Source organism: Desulfobulbus alkaliphilus (assembly GCF_016918545.1).
Taxonomy (GTDB): Bacteria; Desulfobacterota; Desulfobulbia; order Desulfobulbales; family Desulfobulbaceae; genus Desulfobulbus; species Desulfobulbus alkaliphilus.
In genome coordinates this window covers 15,672-31,671 of the sequence record NZ_JAFFQC010000023.1, presented here as the reverse complement: position 1 = coordinate 31,671, position 16,000 = coordinate 15,672, and the positions used below count along the sequence as shown (strand labels likewise).

The following is a 16,000-nucleotide window of genomic DNA, read 5'->3' as shown; positions in this document are numbered from 1 at the left end:
CTCTCTTCATGTCATACCTGACCGCGGTCACCTATAATGTCCATCAATGGGTGGGCACAGACAAGCAGTACGATCCTGGCCGGGGGCTTTCGGTCCTCCAGGAGATCGGTGCGAACATAATCGGGTTGCAGGAGGTTAATTTTCCCAAACACAGCACGCATAGGATCTCCGCCGGACAATTGGCTGAAGAACTGGGTATGCGGTTGATAATCGGCAAAACGTTGATGCGTCAACACGCTGCGTACGGCAATGTGCTGTTAACGGATAGACCTGTTGACGCCATTCGCAGGCACGATATCAGTATAGAGCCCTGGGAGCCACGGGGCGTTCTGGATGTCGATTTGATAACCGATTCCGGCCTTATCCGTGTTCTGAACACCCATCTGGGCTTGCGGGCTTCGGAACGGCGAAAGCAACACGCATTTCTTGGTGATATTCTCCAGAGCATCGGCAATCGGGACATGACCATCCTTATGGGGGACTTCAACGAGTGGTTGCCGATTCGGCGACCTTTCAGGAAGATTATGGCCTCTTTTGGCCACCTGGCTGCGCCGCTGACTTTTCCTACGTTTTTCCCTTTTCTTGCCCTGGACCGTATACTCATAAAACCCCATCAACGGGTGATGGCAACGCATGTCCATAAAAGTCGGTTGGCCCGGGTTGCTTCGGATCACTATCCTGTTGTGGCTGCCCTCGACATTCATTGAGTTTATGCTGCGTGCCTCCCAAGGGGGCTTTTAAGGGGGGCCGGCTACGCCTGGTCAATTGTCGGGAAATTTCCGATGCCTGGCTTTCATCTGTTCCTTCGTTCCTGTCGTCGCTGCAAAAAAGCCGGCAGAACGATGGCCATCCCATAGACCAACAACGGAAGGACTGCCTGAGTCAGCGCGTAAATACCGATGACGCGGCGGTCATTGCCGGTTGCCAGGGTGACCGCTTCCACGGTCAGGGTGGTGAAGCGGCCGCCACCGGCAAAGATGGTGGACAGGTATTGGCCGACACTGACCGCAAACCCGATGGCAAAGGCAAAGAGCACCGGTTTGAGCATCATGGGCAGTTCAACCCGGAAAAAGGTTCGCAGTCGCGAGCCGGTCAATGCCAGGGCCGTGTTGCGGTACCGGGGATCAAAGGCCCGCCAGGGATCGGCCAGGGCGAGAAAGACGTAGGGGAATACAAACAGGAGGTGGGCCCAGATCAGGGCCGGCCAGGTACCGTCAAGATCGAGGCGGACCAGCAGCATCTGGGCGCCGAAGAGAAAGGCGATCTGGGGCACCAGCAGCGGCAGATAGAGCAGCCACAGCATGCGCGATGCCGGACCAACGCCGTTGACCCGTTCATTCTGCAGACAGCCAAGGGCCAGAACCAGGGCCAGGGAAGCGGCGGCCAGGCCCAGTAACAGGGTGGTCAAAGCCGGGCCGGCCAGGTCGGGGAGATGGCGCAGCCAGTGGGACAGGGTCCAGGCGGAGGGCAGGGCGAGGGGGTAAAACCAGGTGTGGGCAAAGGACCAGAGGCCAAGTGTCAGGGTGCCGACCACGGACAGGGCCACCAGGCTGATGACCAGACCTCCCCAGGCATAATACAGGGGCGGTCCGCTCCGTTTACGGTGGCCGCGCAGCATCCAGGGACGTGCGCCGCGGGCCACCAGGATCTCGCCCAGTCGCCAGGCCCCTATGGCTGCGGCAACGAGGAGAAACTGGAGGCAGGCGCCGGCTGAAGCGGGGAAAATCATGGTCAGATCACGGTCCATGAACATTCTGAACACCATGACGCTCAGGGGTGGTGGGGTGGTCGGGGCGAGGACCACGGCGACATCGACCACGGACATGGAAAAAGCCAGGACCGCATAGATCGGCAAGCGGATCTGGGGATAGATCCGCGGCAGAACGACCTTGAGCCAGGCTGCCACGGGAGAATACCCCAGGGAACGGGCCGTCAGCAGCGTTTCCCGGGTGGGTACCTGGTTGAGGGCACTGAGGGTCATGAGGAGGATGAACGGCACCTCTTTGATCAACAGGCCGAGAACCAGCGCCAGGCCGAGGCTGTCCTGGACCATGGCGATATCAGGCGGACGGGTCCATCCGGTCAGCCAGGGAGAGACTAACCGGACCAGCCAGCCGCTGGGGGCGATCAGGAAAGCCAGACCGATGGCCAGGGCCACATGGGGCGTGGCCAGCAGCGGCGAGAGGATGATTTGTGATTTCCGGAACAGCGCTGTGTCATGCATGGCACTGCAGAAACCGAAGACCAGGATGACGGTCAACAGGGTGGCCAGCAGACCGGTCCACAGGCTCAGGCCGGCGGCCCTGGTCAGTCCCGGAACCTCAAATAGGCGCTGCCAGGAATGCAGGTTGAACTGGTCCCCTCCCAGGGCGGGCAGATACCCGAATGCGGGCAGGGCGGTGGCGGCAAGACCGGCAAGCACCGGTCCCAGGAAAAGGGCCAGGGTGATCCAGGGGACCAGACGCAGGGCACGTGACCCTTTGTGCCTCTCCGATTTCATCGGGAATAGCGTTGTTCCCATGCAGCAACGATACGATCCATCCAGGATGGATGCGGCTCCGGCAAGGGGCGTCCCAGTTCGGCGTCACTCAGGGTGGCCGGCCCCCTGGGCAGATCGGTGAACAGCCGGCGTTCCTCCGGGCTCAGACGGTCGAGATCGAGGACGGTGAAGTTGCCCATGACCTCCGGGTTCTGGGCATGGGCCTGGGACTCGGGCGAGAGCAGGAAGTTGATCACCACCAGGGCGCCCTCCTTATTGGCGGCATTATAGGGGATGGCGTTGAAGCTGGTGTTGCCGATGGTGCCCTTATCCAGGACATAGGTCCGGACACTGTCCGGCAGCAGACCCTTGCTGATGGCGGTGGAGGCTTCGTTGGGACTGAAGGAGATCATGATATCTATTTCGTTGTCCGCCAGCAGTTGGCGCATGGCCGGACCGCTTTCCGGAAATTGCTCACCCCGGCGCCACATCAATGGCTTGAGTTCTTCATACCATGCCCAGAGTGGCGCGGTGACCGTGGCGAAGTTTGCATCGGTGGCCGGCTTGCCGAGGACATCGGCATCTTCGACCAGTTCATACAGTGCCTGTTTGAGAAAGGTCGAGCCAAGGAAATTGCGTATCTGCGGGTGGGTGATGCGGCCGGGGTTTTCCCGGGCCCATTCCAGCAGGCCGGGAATGGAGCGCGGCGGCTCGGGCAGGCGGAGCGCGTCGTACACATAGACAATCTGCGCCATGCGCCATGGTGCTTCCATACCCTCCACCGGTACGGTGAAATCGATGATGGTGGTTGGTTTACCCTCGGTATCCACCAGTTGGAAATTGGGAAGCAGCTGGGTAAAGGGGCCAAACAGCAGTCCCTGATCCTTCATGGCCAGAAAATTCTCGCCGTTGATCCAGATCATGTCAACAGAGCCTCCGGTGTCGCGTCCCGCTGCTTTTTCGGCAACCACCCGGGAGACGCTTTCCGAAGTCAGGGATATTTTGACATGCCGCAGGTCAATCTGATAATCCTCCTTGACCCTTCTGCCGACCCAGGCGATGAAGCTGTTGGTGTTCTCATCTCCGGCCCAGGCATTCCAGTACACGGTCTGGCCCCTGGCCTTGTCAACAATGCTTTCCCAGTCTTCGGCAACCTGGGCGGCAGCCGGTATACATGCGGCGACAACAACGATCAGGGTCAGCAGTACGCCTTTTTTCATATAAGCCTCCACAATAGTTTTTCAGGATTGGTGATCGGTTGCCCGGGCACCGAGAGACAAGAGCGGCCCGCCGGCGGCTTCGGCGTCCCGGATGTCATGGGTAACCAGCAGGGTAGGCAGAGCGCGGGCAGCGATGTGCGCGAAGACAAACTGGCGGATCACTGTACGCAGTTCCGTGTCCAGTTTGGCAAAGGGCTCGTCGAGGAGAATGATTTCCGGGTTGGATAGCAGGGTCCGCATCAGAGCGACCCGGGCCCGCTGGCCGCCGGAGAGCGTACCTGGACTTCGCTGGTAATAACCGGCAAGTCCGGCTTCATCCAGGGCCTGTTCCGCCAGATCCTGGCGTCGGTGTCGGCCTTTAACACTCCGCGGCAGGGCAAAGAGCAGATTTTCGCCAACACTCATGTGCGGAAAAAGCAGGTCGTCCTGGAAGAGAATGCCGATCCGGCGCTTTTCAATGGGCAGCGCCGATATGTCCCGACCATGGATAAAGATCTGGCCGCTTGCGGAAAATGCCGGGGCCAGGGTGCCGCAGAGATAGTTGAGCAGGGTTGATTTGCCGGTGCCGCTGGGACCCATGACCGTGGTGATTTCACCTGGAGCCACCGTGAGGGTGGTTTCCGGGATCAGTGCAAGAGCGCCGAGGGAAATAGTCACCCGGTGCAGCAACAGTCCGTCCGGATGCTTCATGGTCTGTCGTGCTGGCGCAGTTTTTCCAGGACCGGGCCGAGATACTTCTCGTGCAGGCGGTCACAGCCGATACAGCGGTTGACATAGGCTCTGCCGCGCGGGTCGATGGTCCGGCTCAGGTTGATGAAATCGCCGGGGCTGATCCCATGGATCAGGCCCATGCGCTCCGGGTGACCGTTGGTAATTGCTTCGAATTGGGGCTGCCCCTGCAACCGCTCCAGAATGGTTCGGAGGGGTTCGGCGGCGAGATTGCCGTAGGGAAGCCGGGTTTTCCGGCAGCAGGGATAAACATTGCCCTCCGGGTCAATGGCCACCTCTGACCCGCTGTAGCCCAGGTTGAGGAAATTGAGTCCCCCGGACCAGTTGTTGCAAAAATTATCCACGTACCGGGCCGTGGACAATCCGTTTTTCCAGGCCCGGCCGCTGGGCCAGAGCTTGCCGATCCACGAATCCCGGGTTGCCCCGAAAAAACTGAAAACCGGTCCCTCTTCATCCCGCCAGCGACGTTCGCCGGCGGCAAGTGCCGAGGGTTGCATGCCCGCCGCGGTGAACATCCGGGTGAGATTGTCCCTGACCTGCTCTCTGCTCAGTTCGCCACCGTGGAATGAGTCGATGGAAGACACCGAAATCATCCATATCCCCTGTTCCAGGAGTTGGTTGATGATCTCCGGGGTGAGCAGATCGCCGCTGGTCTGGATGACCAGGCGTACATCTCTTGCGTAGCGGCCGCGGAGCATGGCCAGCAGCGGGTAAAGGAGCCGTTCCCGGACCGGATCCATGAGCACCTCGCCACCGGAAAGAATGATGCGCCCGCTTTTGCTCGGAAACGTGCCGTTTGCGTCTTGATCTTCCAGATCAATATATTGCAGTTCCTCCGGCAGGTTGGCAACGATGCGCGGCAGGATCGCCTTTTCCCGGGCAATCAGGTCATCGACTTCAACCGGCGTATATGGTCGGAATCGATCATCATAACAATGGGCACATTCCCGGCGGCAGGCCCAGGTGATGACATAATAAATGGATTCGAGCATACTGGATGTCCTGTGTGAAGGTGGGGCCGGCCCGGTCGGCACTGATGCCGGCGCATCTGATTAAGATTGACAAGTTCGGTTTTTGTGTCAACGTAAACTTATGCTTTTTTTTATGGGATCCTGAATCCGTGACGGCTGGTGAAGGGTATTGTCAAGGGTTTCGCTGAAATTACATAATGATCACAGCAAGATATGTTCAAGACAAACGTCCAGCCGTCACGGATTCAGATTTATGGGATGGTTGAGCTGCTTTGCGGGTAACGCAGCAGGGATACAGAATCCAAGGAACAGCGCAACAGGGAGGATCAGCGATGACAACGCTTCTTGCCGCGGATATCGGCGGTACCAATAGCCGTTTCGCCCTATTTCGGGTAGAAGAGGATGATCTCCTTGTTCTTGAGGGGATACAGTGGCTGCCCACCACCGGGGCGACATCCTTTGCCCACCTGCTGGAGCAGTTGCATGCCAGTGAATTTCCCCTGACCGTCACCAGTGCCGACATTTCGGTTTTTGCCATTGCCGGGCCGGTGGAACACGGGACCTATAGCGCACCACCCAACATCCCCTGGGATATCGATCTCAAGCGCGATCTTGATACCGAGGATCTGGTGCGCAAGACTCGCCTGATCAACGATTTTGTTGCCCAGGCCTATGCCTGCCGTTCGCCGGTGGGCCTTGCGGCCCGCCCTGTGCTACCGGGCACTGCAGTTGCTGATGGGGTCATCGCTGTGCTGGGGGCCGGCACCGGCCTGGGCAAGGCGACCCTGGTGCCGGTCCCGGGTCAGGGATTTCTCGCCCTGCCCTCGGAAGGAGGGCATGCCTGCTTCCCCTTTGTTTCTTCGCGTGAGTGGGCGTTCCAGGAATTCTATCGCGACAAAAGCGGCGAGCAGGTCATCACCGGTGACCTGGTGGTTTCCGGTCGTGGCCTGCGTTATCTCCACTGGTTCCTTTCCGGCAATGACCTGGAGCCAAAGCAGGTTTCTGCCCTCTTTGCCGAAGGCAGGGCTGGAGAAACCCTGGATTGGGCGGCAACATTCCTTGGCCGTGTGTGCCGCGACTATGCCCTCGATACCCTGGCCCTGGGCGGGCTCTATGTTGCCGGCGGCGTAGCTGCCAAAAACCCCGAACTGCTGACGCATCCCTCTTTCCAGAGGGAATTTCATGCTTCACCGACGATGGGGCACCTGCTGGCCAATATCCCGGTTTTTCTCATCGACAACGAGGACAGCGGTCTCTGGGGCGCTGCGTTTTATGGCCGGCAGAGTATGCAGCAGAGGGACAGGGCGTGACCGGGAACAGAAAACAAACGATGCAGCGGATCACCCTCGCGGGTGTTTTCCTTCTGGGAGTTGCCGCCTTTTTCTTTTTTGATTTAGGACAATACCTGACCCTGGAGTATCTCAAGGCATCGCATGAAAGGCTGCAGGCGCTGTACCTGCACAACCGAATCCCTTTCATCACCGGATACATGGGGGTGTACATCGCTGTGACCGCCCTGTCGCTGCCCGGGGCGGCGGTGTTGACCCTGGCAGGGGGCGGGTTGTTCGGTTTCTGGATCGGCACCCTGGTGGTCTCCTTTGCCAGTACCATCGGCGCCACCCTGGCCTGCCTGGTCGCGCGTTTTCTGCTCCGCGATTGGGTTCAGCAGAGGTTTGGTGACAAACTGGTCACCATTCATGCCGGCATTGAAAAAGAAGGGGCCTTTTATCTCTTTACCCTGCGGCTGGTGCCGATTTTTCCTTTTTTTGTCATCAATCTACTCATGGGCCTGACCAGAATGCGGCTGTTCACCTTTTTCTGGGTCTCGCAGGTTGGTATGCTGGCCGGTACCATGGTCTATGTCAACGCCGGCAAGGAACTGGCGAGGATTGACTCTCTGGCCGGCATCATTTCACCGGGGGTCCTCTTTTCTTTTGCCCTGCTCGGCTTGTTTCCCCTGACCGTCAAAAAAATCCTGGCATGGTACCGGGCTCGGTACAACCTCCCGCCGACACCCGATGATCCCACCGTGCCGTAAATTGTGGACAAAGGAGAAACAGCATGGCTGACTATGATTATGACATCGGTATTATCGGCGGTGGCGCCGCGGGACTGACCGTGGCCTCCGGGGCGGCCCAGCTCGGCGCGAAAACCCTGCTGATCGAAAAAGAAGCGGCCTTAGGTGGGGATTGTCTTCATTACGGTTGTGTCCCCAGTAAAACCCTGATCAAGACCGCCCACGTCTATCATCTTATGAACAATGCAACACAATTCGGTCTGCCCGCCTTCACCCCGCCACCGGTGGACTTCCGGAAGGTTGCCGACCGGATCAGGTCGGTGATCAGCACCATCCAGCACCATGACTCGGTGGAGAGGTTCTGTCGATTGGGGGCAAAGGTCGAGTTCGGCGATCCGGTGTTCACCGACGAGCATACAGTGGATCTCGATGGCACCGCCATAACCGCCCGTTCCTGGGTCATTGCCACCGGTTCTTCAGCAGCGATTCCTCCGGTCGAGGGGCTCGATACAACACCCTATCTGACCAATCGTGATCTCTTTTCCCTTGATACACTACCCGGCTCAATGCTGGTGCTCGGCGGCGGTCCCATTGCCGTGGAAATGGCCCAGGCCTTTTGTCGTCTGGGCAGTAAAGTCACGGTGATCGAGCGTGGTGATCAGATCCTGGCCAAGGAGGATCGGGACATGGCTGAGCTGGTCCGCCAGGAACTCGAGCGGGAAGGGGTCGTCTTTCGGATGAACGCCGCGGTGACCAGGGTCAGCGATCTGGGTCCCAGGCGTCAGGTGATTCTGGCCAATGCAGCAGGTGAGACCGAGACCTTGGAAGGCGAAGCACTGCTCGTGGCTGCCGGCCGCGCCCCCAATGTGGCCGGGCTTGGTCTTGAACACATCAACATTGCTGTTGACCGGCAGGGCATCACGGTCAACAGGAGTCTACGGACCAGACATAAACACATTTATGCCGCTGGTGATGTCATTGGCGGGTATCAATTCACCCATGTTGCCGGCTATGAGGGTGGGGTTGTGGTCAGCAATGCTATTTTTCATCTGCCCAAAAAGACCGATTATACCCATGTGCCCTGGTGCACCTACTGTCATCCCCAGCTGGCCAGTATAGGTATGAACGAGAAAAGCGCCTGCAAGGCCGGGATCGAGTATTCTGTGTGGAGCGAAGAGTTCAGCGGTAATGACCGGGCCCTGGCTGAAGGAGAAGAGGTTGGTCGGATCAAACTGCTGCTGGACCGGAAAGAAAAACCCCTGGGCGTGCAGATTCTTGGTCCGCAGGCCGGGGATCTCTTGAGTGAGTGGGTGGCGATTATGAACGGCGGGGTGCGGCTGACCAGGATTGCCTCGGCCATCCATCCCTATCCAACCCTGGGCGAGATCAACAAGCGGGTGGTCGGCTCGGTTTTTTCTCCGAAAATATTTTCGGCCACTGTTCGCAAAGGTCTCAAATTCTTTTTCAGCTTCAAGGGTCGGGCCTGTACCTGGGAAACAGATGATAACAAGCAAGAGGGTACACGTTGAACATGCATCGCGCCTGCTGAAGTGTTGCTCGCTCAGGTGGATTCAAAAAAAACTCCCGATGGAGGACAATATGCAAATTGGTATGATCGGTCTGGGTCGAATGGGTGGTGATATGGTGCGGAGGCTGCTGCGCCAGGGGCATTCCTGTGTGGTGTATGGTCGGCGGGCTGAAGCGATTGAGCCCTTTGTCCAGGCGGGAGCTGTGGGCACCCTGGCGTATACGGAGTTTGTCGCCGGTCTCGAAACTCCGCGGGTGATCTGGATGATGGTGCCGGCCGCCGCGGTGGAGGGGGTGATTGACACAATCGTCCCCCTGCTGGAAGCCGGCGATATCCTGGTCGATGGCGGCAACTCCAATTATCAGGACGACATCCGCCGGAGCCGCGCCCTGCAGGCCAAGGGCATCCGTTATCTGGATGTGGGGACCAGCGGCGGGGTGTGGGGACTTGAACGGGGATATTGCCTGATGATCGGCGGTGAGTTGGAAGCGGTACGGACGCTCGATCCTGTTTTCCGAGCCCTGGCCCCGGGAAGCAGTGCCGCTCTACCAACACCCGGACGCCATCAGAGCGGGTCCACCGCGGAACAGGGATACCTCCACTGCGGCGCCAGCGGGGCCGGTCATTTCGTCAAAATGATCCACAATGGTATTGAATACGGCCTGATGGCCGCCTACGCCGAGGGATTCAACATCCTCCATCATGCCAATGTGGGCAGCAGGCAACAGGACAGAGATGCGGAAACAACGCCTCTCCGCCATCCGGAGTATTTTCAATATGATTTCAATCTGGCAGATATTGCCGAAGTATGGCGGCGGGGCAGCGTCATTCCCTCCTGGTTGCTGGATTTAACCGCTCAGGCGCTCAATGAGAGTCCCGCGCTGGACGGGTACTCCGGCAGGGTCTCCGATTCCGGCGAGGGACGCTGGACCATCAGCACCGCCATCGAGGCCGGAGTGCCGACGCCGGTGTTGAGCACAGCCCTGTATCAGCGTTTCAGTTCACGCGGTCAGGCCGGGTTTGCTGATCAGCTGCTTTCCGCCATGCGCTATCAGTTTGGCGGCCATATGGAAAAATCAGGACCCAGGGAGAAATGAGGATGACCAGCCAGGCGCGGTTTGAACCAACGATTCTCGTCATTTTCGGGGCTGGTGGCGATCTGACCCGGCGCAAACTCGTGCCGGCGCTGTATAACCTCCTCCTCGACCAGCAGCTGCCGGAGCGCTTTGCCATTATCGGTGTGGCCCGGAAAAACCTGGACAATGATGTCTTCAGGGAGCGGCTCCGGGAAGGGATAACCCGTTTTTCCCGGCGGGGAGAGGTAGACGCCGCTACCTGGGATGCTTTTGCCGGCAATATCTCCTACCTTTCTGAAGACCTGACTCATCCCGCGGCCGGTTCCGCACTGCGGACCCGGCTCGAGGAGATTGAGGGAGAATGGGGGGCGAGGGCCAACCGGATCTACTATCTGGCGGTGCCGCCGGTCATGATGCAGCCGGCTGCAATCATGTTGCAGCGGCTTGGCGTCTGCCGGGATTGCGCCCATGACCGTTTGGTGGTGGAGAAACCCTTTGGCCGGGATCTGGCTTCGGCTCGTTCGCTCAACCATTTTCTCAATGACCTGTTTGTCGAATCACAGATCTATCGGATCGACCATTATCTCGGCAAGGAAACAGTCCAGAATATTCTTGCCTTTCGTTTTGCCAACTCCCTGTTTGAACCGATCTGGAATCGACGTTATATCGATCATGTCCAGATCACGGTGGCGGAAACCGTTGGAGTTGAGGAGCGGGGCGAATATTACGATCATGCCGGTGCCCTGCGCGATATGGTCCAGAATCATCTTCTCCAGATCCTCTGCCTGATCGCCATGGAGCCGCCGATCACTTTTGACGCCGATGATATCCGCAACAAAAAGGTGGACGTGCTCCGGGCCATCCGACCGATCCGACCCGAGGACGTGCATCGGGTCGCTGTGCGCGGCCAGTATCTCAAAGGAAGCATTGCCGACGAAAAGGTGGTCGGATATCGTCAAGAGGAGAACGTCTCGCCGGTGTCCAACACTGAAACCTACGCTGCTTTTACTTTTCATATCGATAACTGGCGGTGGCAGGGAGTGCCTTTTTATCTGCGGACTGGTAAGCGTCTCCCAGCCAAGGTTTCCGAGGTCGCTGTTGTTTTCCGCTCGCCGCCGCACCAGTTTTTCCCCTCGGCGGCGGTGGAGAGTTGGCAGCCCAATCGTATAGTTATTCGTATCCAGCCCCAGGAAGGTATCGGCACCATGATCCAGGTCAAACAGCCTGGAACCCGGCTGCTCCTGGGTGGGGCGGAGATGAAATTTCTCTACAGCGAGGCCTTCAAAACCTCCGCTCCCGAGGCCTATGAAACGCTGTTGCTCGATGTGATCCGCGGTGATGCCACCCTCTTTATGCGAGCCGACCAGGTGGACAGTGCCTGGCAGGTGGTCGCGCCGATTCTTGAGGCCTGGGAAGCGGTCCCGGCAACGGATTTTGCCAATTATCCCGCGGGAAGCTGGGGACCGGCGGCCGCGGATCACATGGTGGCCAGGCAGCAGCACAACTGGCTGCAGCCGGCCCGGACAGCGGAAACGGGATGATGAGTCGTTGGTCAGCCAGGGAGCGGTGCGCTTACGGCATCCAGGAGGATACCTGCATATGGGGTGCGGCTATCGGCCGGTGCTGAGCATTATCATCCCGACTCTCAATGAGGCCGGTATCCTGCCGCTCTTGCTGGCTGATCTCGAAAAGCAGCGGGATTGCCTTTTTGAGATCCTGGTCGGTGATGGTGGGTCCGTGGATGCAACCCGTACCGTGGCCGAGACCTTCGGAGCCAGATGGATACCAGGCAGGCGCGGGCGGGGTGCGCAGATGAATGCGGCCGCGGAACAGGCCAGGGGCACCTATCTGCTGTTTCTCCATGCCGACAGCAGAATCATGGATCCTCTGCTTCTCGCCAGGTCTCTGCAAGCCATCCAGGAGGCTGCCTTGGCAACCGCATGGGTCGCGGGCCATTTTCGTCTGCGGTTCATACGCTCGCAGCCGGGCAATACCCTGGCCTACCGATTTCTCGAGGAAAAAACTGGGTGCAATCGCCTCAATACCGTCAACGGTGATCAGGGCCTGCTGCTGACGCGGCAATTTTTCCGGTTTCTGGGCGGATTTGATGAGCGCCTGCCCTTTCTCGAGGATCAGCGCCTTGTCTCCCGAATCCGCACCCAGGGCACCCTGATGACCCTGCCCGGTCTGCTCGGAACATCGGCCCGTCGTTTTGAGACCGAGGGCTTCCACCGCCGGTATATCCTCATGAGCATCATCATGGGAATGGACAGCATCGGTGAAGAATCATTTTTTGCCAAGGCGCCCGGCGTCTACCGGGTCCAGCAGGAGACGGGGAAGCTTTTGCTGTCCCCGTTTTTCTCGCTTCTCTGGGATATGCTCCGCCGGAACTGGGGACTGCCGGGGTCGATCCGGAAAATGTATCGGTTGGGTCGATACACCCGTGCGCATGCCTGGCAGCTGTTTTTCCTTGCCGATGTCTGCCTGCGGCCTCTGCTGGGAACCGGTCGTTACCCTCTGCTCGCTCTGCATGACCGGATCTTTGCTCCCTGCACCAATTTCCGCATCTGCAATGCCCTGGCCGGTCTGCTCTGCATGCTCTGGTTCATGGGTGTTCTCGCCCCGTATTTCCGTGTTCAGGAAGCCCTGGCCGAAAAGATCGGGGCGCAGCGACGGAAAAAAGCAGAAGACAGATGAGCTGAAAGCAAGGCGATGCCCGTTGCCGGATCCGGCAATCCTTTTCCCGCATCCGGAGAAGGGCGGCTGGTGCAGGTGAGTTGTCAGAAATATTGGCGTATTTTTAAAATGATTACAAAATATTAAATCAAAAACAAGCATCCAGTCGTCACGGATTCAGGAAGAGGCCAGTGAGCCGCAATGGATGCGGCCAGAGAGGAGGCTGTTGATGGAGAAGGTCTGGAGTACGCACCGTCCCGGTTGGCTGCGGTGGCTTGATATCGCTCTACGCACCGGCCACATCGCTGCCGCGGCTCTTTTGTTCGGTGGTTTTTTTTTCCACATTCCTTTTGCCCAGTTGCAGGTCTGGCATCATCTGACCATCACCACCGGTGTTGGCCTCGTTGTGCTCGAACTTGTTCAGGATCGCAACTGGATCCATCAGGGCAAAGGACTCGTCACCCTTGTGCATATCGGCCTGGCAGGCAGTATTCATTTTCGTCCGGATCTGGTCATGCCGTTACTCTGGGCCATGCTGGTGACCGGCAGTATCGGCAGCCATATGCCGCGCAGATTCCGTCATTGGTCGATTCTTTACGGCAAGGAGGTCCGGGAAGAGCGGCGATGAGGGGAAGCAGGCAGACAATTGAATTCAGCCTGAATCCGTGAACGTTCGTTGCCGCGTTTCAGCCAGGTGGCCTCTGTTCTGGAGAAGGTCAGCGGACCGCAACGGTCAAGCGTGACACGCAGATCAGTTGATTCTGTTCGTCCCGAATCATGATATTCCAGACCTGGGTGGTGCGACCCCGATGCAGCGGGGTCGCCCGTCCGGTGACCCATCCTCCGGCCGCGGGACGGACGTGATTGGCGTTGATTTCCAGGCCAACACAACTCTGTTCCGCTTCTATGCAGAGATAGGCTCCGGCTCCGCCCAGGGTTTCGGCCAGAGCTGCCGAGGCGCCACCGTGCAGCAGGCCTGCGGGCTGGATGGTCCGCTCATCCACCGGCATCCGCGCCTCGAGAAAATCCTCGCCAATGGCTGTGAACTCGATTCCCAGACGTTGGATCAGGGTTGATGCGCAGGCTGCCTGCATTTCTTCCAGGGTCAGTTGTTTTTTCCACATGACTGCTATCCTTGCTTTGTTGCCGGGGTCACAGTAGCCCGGGTGAATCATTGTTGCTTTTCCCTCTCTGCGGATCGGCTGTCGATTTCGCTCGAGAAAAATGTCTCAACATGCCATAGCTGAATTCGAAAAGAAACAACCTTGGCTTTCGAATACGGAAATAATGCGCCCTGGGCCTGAGGTGGGTCGAATCATCGTTGAGGAAGGGAAAACAGGGGGCAGCCGCGGGAGTCGAATGGGGCTCCTATGTTCACATGCGTCCCCGGGCACTTATCAAGCAGGCGCTGATGGAGCATTTTTCATGGGCATCGGTCGAAAAGCGTTGTGGGACAATGAGAATGGTGTTTTCTTGCTTTATTGTTGAATTTTGGTCTTTCTTGGGTGTTTTTTTCCTTGTTGTCTGCTATATTATACGGTGATGTCTATGGAATCGTCCGGTCGGATGGCACGTCCGGTAAACCCGTTGCTGATGCACTGATGTACAGGAAGCGATGACAATGAATGAAATTCAGCTGGGCCCCGGGGTGACGTGAGCGGAGGGCAGCAACCACGGAACCCTGAACGCTTGAATGCACCCGACGAGGACACGGCCCCCAGGCAGCGGTCAGCAGGTTGTCCCTCGGACCTGCATCCTGACGCCACTTCGGTTCAGGATGATAGGGGATCGGCATCCGAGACTGACTTGGCGGACGAACTCAGAAAGGCGCGGTCTGAATTGCGCGAGACCCGGCAAATGTTGATGCATGCCGAAAAAATGAGGTCTGTTGGTGCTCTGATCGGCGCCATCGTCCATGAATTCAACAATCCGCTCTGTGGTATTCGCAGTGTGCTGGCGCGGCTTTCCCGGAAGCTTGATCTTGAAACCGGAGACCGTGACCTGCTCCGCCTGGCTTTGGAGCAGTGCGACCGGATGGGAATCCTGAGTCGGGAACTGCAGCGTTTCGAGAGACCCTTCTCGGATATACGTGAGGTTTTTGATCTGCATCGCGTCATTGATTCGGTGTTGCTGTTGTTGAACAAACACCTCAAAGTACGCAAGGCTACAGTGCGTAAAGAATATGCCGATGGAGTCCTGCTGCTGGTTGGTGTGGAAAACCAGATCAAGCAGGTCTTGTTCAATCTGATCAAAAACAGTGGTGAGGCACTGTTAGCGACCGGTGGCGAAATTTCTATTCACACTGCACGCCAGGGAGCACTTGTATCTATCATGATTGCCGATACCGGTGGCGGCATTTCTGCGGAACAATTGCCGCACCTGTTCGAGCCGAGTTTCGCAGGGAAACACAGTGGTCAGAAGATCTGCCTCGGTCTTTCGGTTGCCCATGGTATTGTCAGGGAGCATCAGGGAGAAATCCGAGTGACATCAAGTCCGGGGCGGGGGACGACTTTTTCCGTATTGCTCCCCGCGGGAGAACAAGGTGACGCTGGAGAGCAGAATTATGGAGCACACATCCATTCTTGTGGTTGATGATGAAGAGTTGATCCGTGAAAGTCTTCGCCTGGACATGCTTGATCAGGGCTATGCCGTGGATCTGGCTGCCAATGGCGAGGAGGCGGTTGCCCGGCTTGATCGGCAATACAACCTGATTATCACCGATCTGATCATGGATGGTTTGAGTGGGCTTGATGTCCTGCGCCTGGCCAAGGAAAGACGCCCGGAGCAGGCTGTATTTATTCTTACCGGGTTTGGCGAACTCGAGTCTGCCATTAAAGCTCTTCGCCTAGGTGCCAATGATTATCTGCTCAAGCCCTATAATCATGATGAATTGTTTCTCTGTATTGCCAGATGCCTTGCTGGCCAGCAGCTGCAGCAAAAGGTGCGGCTCTATGAATCGCTGTTGTCCATCTGCAGCGAATGCAAAAAAATTCGCGACAAGGAAGTGGATCCCCATGGTGACGCCCGCTGGATCAGCATTGAGCAGTTCATCTCAAAAACCATCGGCAGCGATTTCAGTCATGGTATCTGCCCGGAATGCTATCATTCGAAAATGACTGAATTAAACGACATGATTCGGCACGGTCGTTTTTATTCAGCTCCCTGACGGATCCGCATTTCCTTCTCCGCTTGTTTATTCCCATCCCCTCTCTGATCACCGGATCTGCCGTTTTTGGTGGAGCAATCAGCTGCCCTGCTGCTGCCTGTCGTGTTTCCCGCTTTGGTCCCAAGTGCTGTCCACCTC

15 protein-coding genes are annotated in these 16,000 nt (G+C 57.9%); 10 read left to right on the top strand and 5 right to left on the bottom strand.

Translation table 11 applies throughout. The annotated features are described in order from the left end of the window. Positions 1–8: 8 nt before the first annotated feature. Positions 9–707, top strand: a complete 699-nt coding sequence (locus JWG43_RS12440; RefSeq protein WP_205243261.1) for an endonuclease/exonuclease/phosphatase family protein — start codon at positions 9–11, stop codon at positions 705–707. A gap of 86 nt (positions 708–793) precedes the next feature. Here JWG43_RS12440 and JWG43_RS12435 read toward each other — a convergent pair whose 3' ends face one another. The 4 genes from JWG43_RS12435 to JWG43_RS12420 are packed head-to-tail and all read right to left on the bottom strand — an operon-like array spanning position 794 to position 5,420. Continuing rightward, the gene (locus JWG43_RS12435; RefSeq protein WP_205243260.1) at positions 794–2,500 is read right to left on the bottom strand and encodes an ABC transporter permease; all 1,707 of its coding nucleotides are present in this window, start codon (positions 2,498–2,500) and stop codon (positions 794–796) included. Beyond that, positions 2,497–3,699, bottom strand: coding sequence for an ABC transporter substrate-binding protein (locus JWG43_RS12430; protein ID WP_205243259.1), 1,203 nt, complete (start codon positions 3,697–3,699; stop codon positions 2,497–2,499). The genes JWG43_RS12435 and JWG43_RS12430 overlap by 4 nt, the downstream gene beginning before the upstream one ends. 21 nt (positions 3,700–3,720) lie before the next feature. Then, a complete protein-coding gene (locus JWG43_RS12425; RefSeq protein WP_205243258.1) occupies positions 3,721–4,389 on the bottom strand; it encodes an ATP-binding cassette domain-containing protein in 669 nt (222 codons plus the stop codon). Continuing rightward, positions 4,386–5,420 (bottom strand): SPASM domain-containing protein, encoded by a 1,035-nt coding sequence (locus tag JWG43_RS12420; RefSeq protein ID WP_205243257.1) that lies wholly within the window; start codon positions 5,418–5,420, stop codon positions 4,386–4,388. Before JWG43_RS12420 ends, JWG43_RS12425 begins: the two co-directional genes overlap by 4 nt. A 311-nt stretch (positions 5,421–5,731) precedes the next feature. Between JWG43_RS12420 and JWG43_RS12415 the strand changes: the two genes are divergently transcribed. The 7 genes from JWG43_RS12415 to JWG43_RS12385 all read left to right on the top strand — a co-directional run bounded on the left by JWG43_RS12415 (position 5,732) and on the right by JWG43_RS12385 (position 13,324). Continuing rightward, positions 5,732–6,709 (top strand): glucokinase, encoded by a 978-nt coding sequence (locus tag JWG43_RS12415; RefSeq protein ID WP_205243256.1) that lies wholly within the window; start codon positions 5,732–5,734, stop codon positions 6,707–6,709. Between the two features lie 20 nt (positions 6,710–6,729). Continuing rightward, positions 6,730–7,437: a TVP38/TMEM64 family protein gene (locus JWG43_RS12410; RefSeq protein WP_205243286.1), complete on the top strand. Its 708-nt coding sequence runs from the start codon at positions 6,730–6,732 to the stop codon at positions 7,435–7,437. A 23-nt stretch (positions 7,438–7,460) separates the two neighbouring features. After that, positions 7,461–8,945 carry a dihydrolipoyl dehydrogenase family protein gene (locus tag JWG43_RS12405; RefSeq protein WP_205243255.1) on the top strand — a complete coding sequence of 495 codons (1,485 nt, stop codon included), beginning with the start codon at positions 7,461–7,463 and terminating at the stop codon, positions 8,943–8,945. A 70-nt stretch (positions 8,946–9,015) separates the two neighbouring features. Continuing rightward, a complete protein-coding gene (gene gnd, locus JWG43_RS12400; protein WP_205243254.1) occupies positions 9,016–10,041 on the top strand; it encodes a phosphogluconate dehydrogenase (NAD(+)-dependent, decarboxylating) in 1,026 nt (341 codons plus the stop codon). A 2-nt stretch (positions 10,042–10,043) separates the two neighbouring features. Beyond that, positions 10,044–11,561, top strand: coding sequence for a glucose-6-phosphate dehydrogenase (gene zwf, locus JWG43_RS12395; RefSeq protein WP_205243253.1), 1,518 nt, complete (start codon positions 10,044–10,046; stop codon positions 11,559–11,561). Between the two features lie 58 nt (positions 11,562–11,619). Then, positions 11,620–12,717, top strand: coding sequence for a TIGR04283 family arsenosugar biosynthesis glycosyltransferase (locus tag JWG43_RS12390; protein WP_205243252.1), 1,098 nt, complete (start codon positions 11,620–11,622; stop codon positions 12,715–12,717). A 208-nt stretch (positions 12,718–12,925) separates the two neighbouring features. After that, positions 12,926–13,324 (top strand): hypothetical protein, encoded by a 399-nt coding sequence (locus tag JWG43_RS12385; RefSeq protein WP_205243251.1) that lies wholly within the window; start codon positions 12,926–12,928, stop codon positions 13,322–13,324. An 88-nt stretch (positions 13,325–13,412) separates the two neighbouring features. Here JWG43_RS12385 and JWG43_RS12380 read toward each other — a convergent pair whose 3' ends face one another. Continuing rightward, complete coding sequence (locus tag JWG43_RS12380; RefSeq protein ID WP_205243250.1) at positions 13,413–13,820, bottom strand: hotdog fold thioesterase; 408 nt, start codon at positions 13,818–13,820, stop codon at positions 13,413–13,415. A gap of 682 nt (positions 13,821–14,502) precedes the next feature. On the opposite strand from JWG43_RS12380, the gene JWG43_RS12375 reads away from it, so the two are divergent. Both JWG43_RS12375 and JWG43_RS12370 read left to right on the top strand, forming a co-directional pair. Continuing rightward, the gene (locus JWG43_RS12375; RefSeq protein WP_205243249.1) at positions 14,503–15,288 is read left to right on the top strand and encodes a sensor histidine kinase; all 786 of its coding nucleotides are present in this window, start codon (positions 14,503–14,505) and stop codon (positions 15,286–15,288) included. After that, the gene (locus JWG43_RS12370; RefSeq protein ID WP_205243248.1) at positions 15,260–15,862 is read left to right on the top strand and encodes a response regulator; all 603 of its coding nucleotides are present in this window, start codon (positions 15,260–15,262) and stop codon (positions 15,860–15,862) included. Before JWG43_RS12375 ends, JWG43_RS12370 begins: the two co-directional genes overlap by 29 nt. Positions 15,863–16,000: the final 138 nt, after the last annotated feature.

Bases quoted from the DNA above. Each gene is read 5' to 3' on its own strand.
- JWG43_RS12415 (WP_205243256.1), top strand. From the start codon at position 5,732: ATGACAACGCTTCTTGCCGCGGATATCGGCGGTACCAATAGCCGTTTC.
- zwf (WP_205243253.1), top strand. From the start codon at position 10,044: ATGACCAGCCAGGCGCGGTTTGAACCAACGATTCTCGTCATTTTCGGG.
- JWG43_RS12390 (WP_205243252.1), top strand. From the start codon at position 11,620: ATGGGGTGCGGCTATCGGCCGGTGCTGAGCATTATCATCCCGACTCTC.
- JWG43_RS12410 (WP_205243286.1), top strand. From the start codon at position 6,730: ATGCAGCGGATCACCCTCGCGGGTGTTTTCCTTCTGGGAGTTGCCGCC.
- JWG43_RS12430 (WP_205243259.1), bottom strand. From the start codon at position 3,699: ATGAAAAAAGGCGTACTGCTGACCCTGATCGTTGTTGTCGCCGCATGT.
- gnd (WP_205243254.1), top strand. From the start codon at position 9,016: ATGCAAATTGGTATGATCGGTCTGGGTCGAATGGGTGGTGATATGGTG.
- JWG43_RS12380 (WP_205243250.1), bottom strand. From the start codon at position 13,820: ATGTGGAAAAAACAACTGACCCTGGAAGAAATGCAGGCAGCCTGCGCA.
- JWG43_RS12425 (WP_205243258.1), bottom strand. From the start codon at position 4,389: ATGAAGCATCCGGACGGACTGTTGCTGCACCGGGTGACTATTTCCCTC.
- JWG43_RS12385 (WP_205243251.1), top strand. From the start codon at position 12,926: ATGGAGAAGGTCTGGAGTACGCACCGTCCCGGTTGGCTGCGGTGGCTT.
- JWG43_RS12420 (WP_205243257.1), bottom strand. From the start codon at position 5,420: ATGCTCGAATCCATTTATTATGTCATCACCTGGGCCTGCCGCCGGGAA.
- JWG43_RS12405 (WP_205243255.1), top strand. From the start codon at position 7,461: ATGGCTGACTATGATTATGACATCGGTATTATCGGCGGTGGCGCCGCG.
- JWG43_RS12435 (WP_205243260.1), bottom strand. From the start codon at position 2,500: ATGAAATCGGAGAGGCACAAAGGGTCACGTGCCCTGCGTCTGGTCCCC.
- JWG43_RS12440 (WP_205243261.1), top strand. From the start codon at position 9: ATGTCATACCTGACCGCGGTCACCTATAATGTCCATCAATGGGTGGGC.
- JWG43_RS12370 (WP_205243248.1), top strand. From the start codon at position 15,260: ATGGAGCACACATCCATTCTTGTGGTTGATGATGAAGAGTTGATCCGT.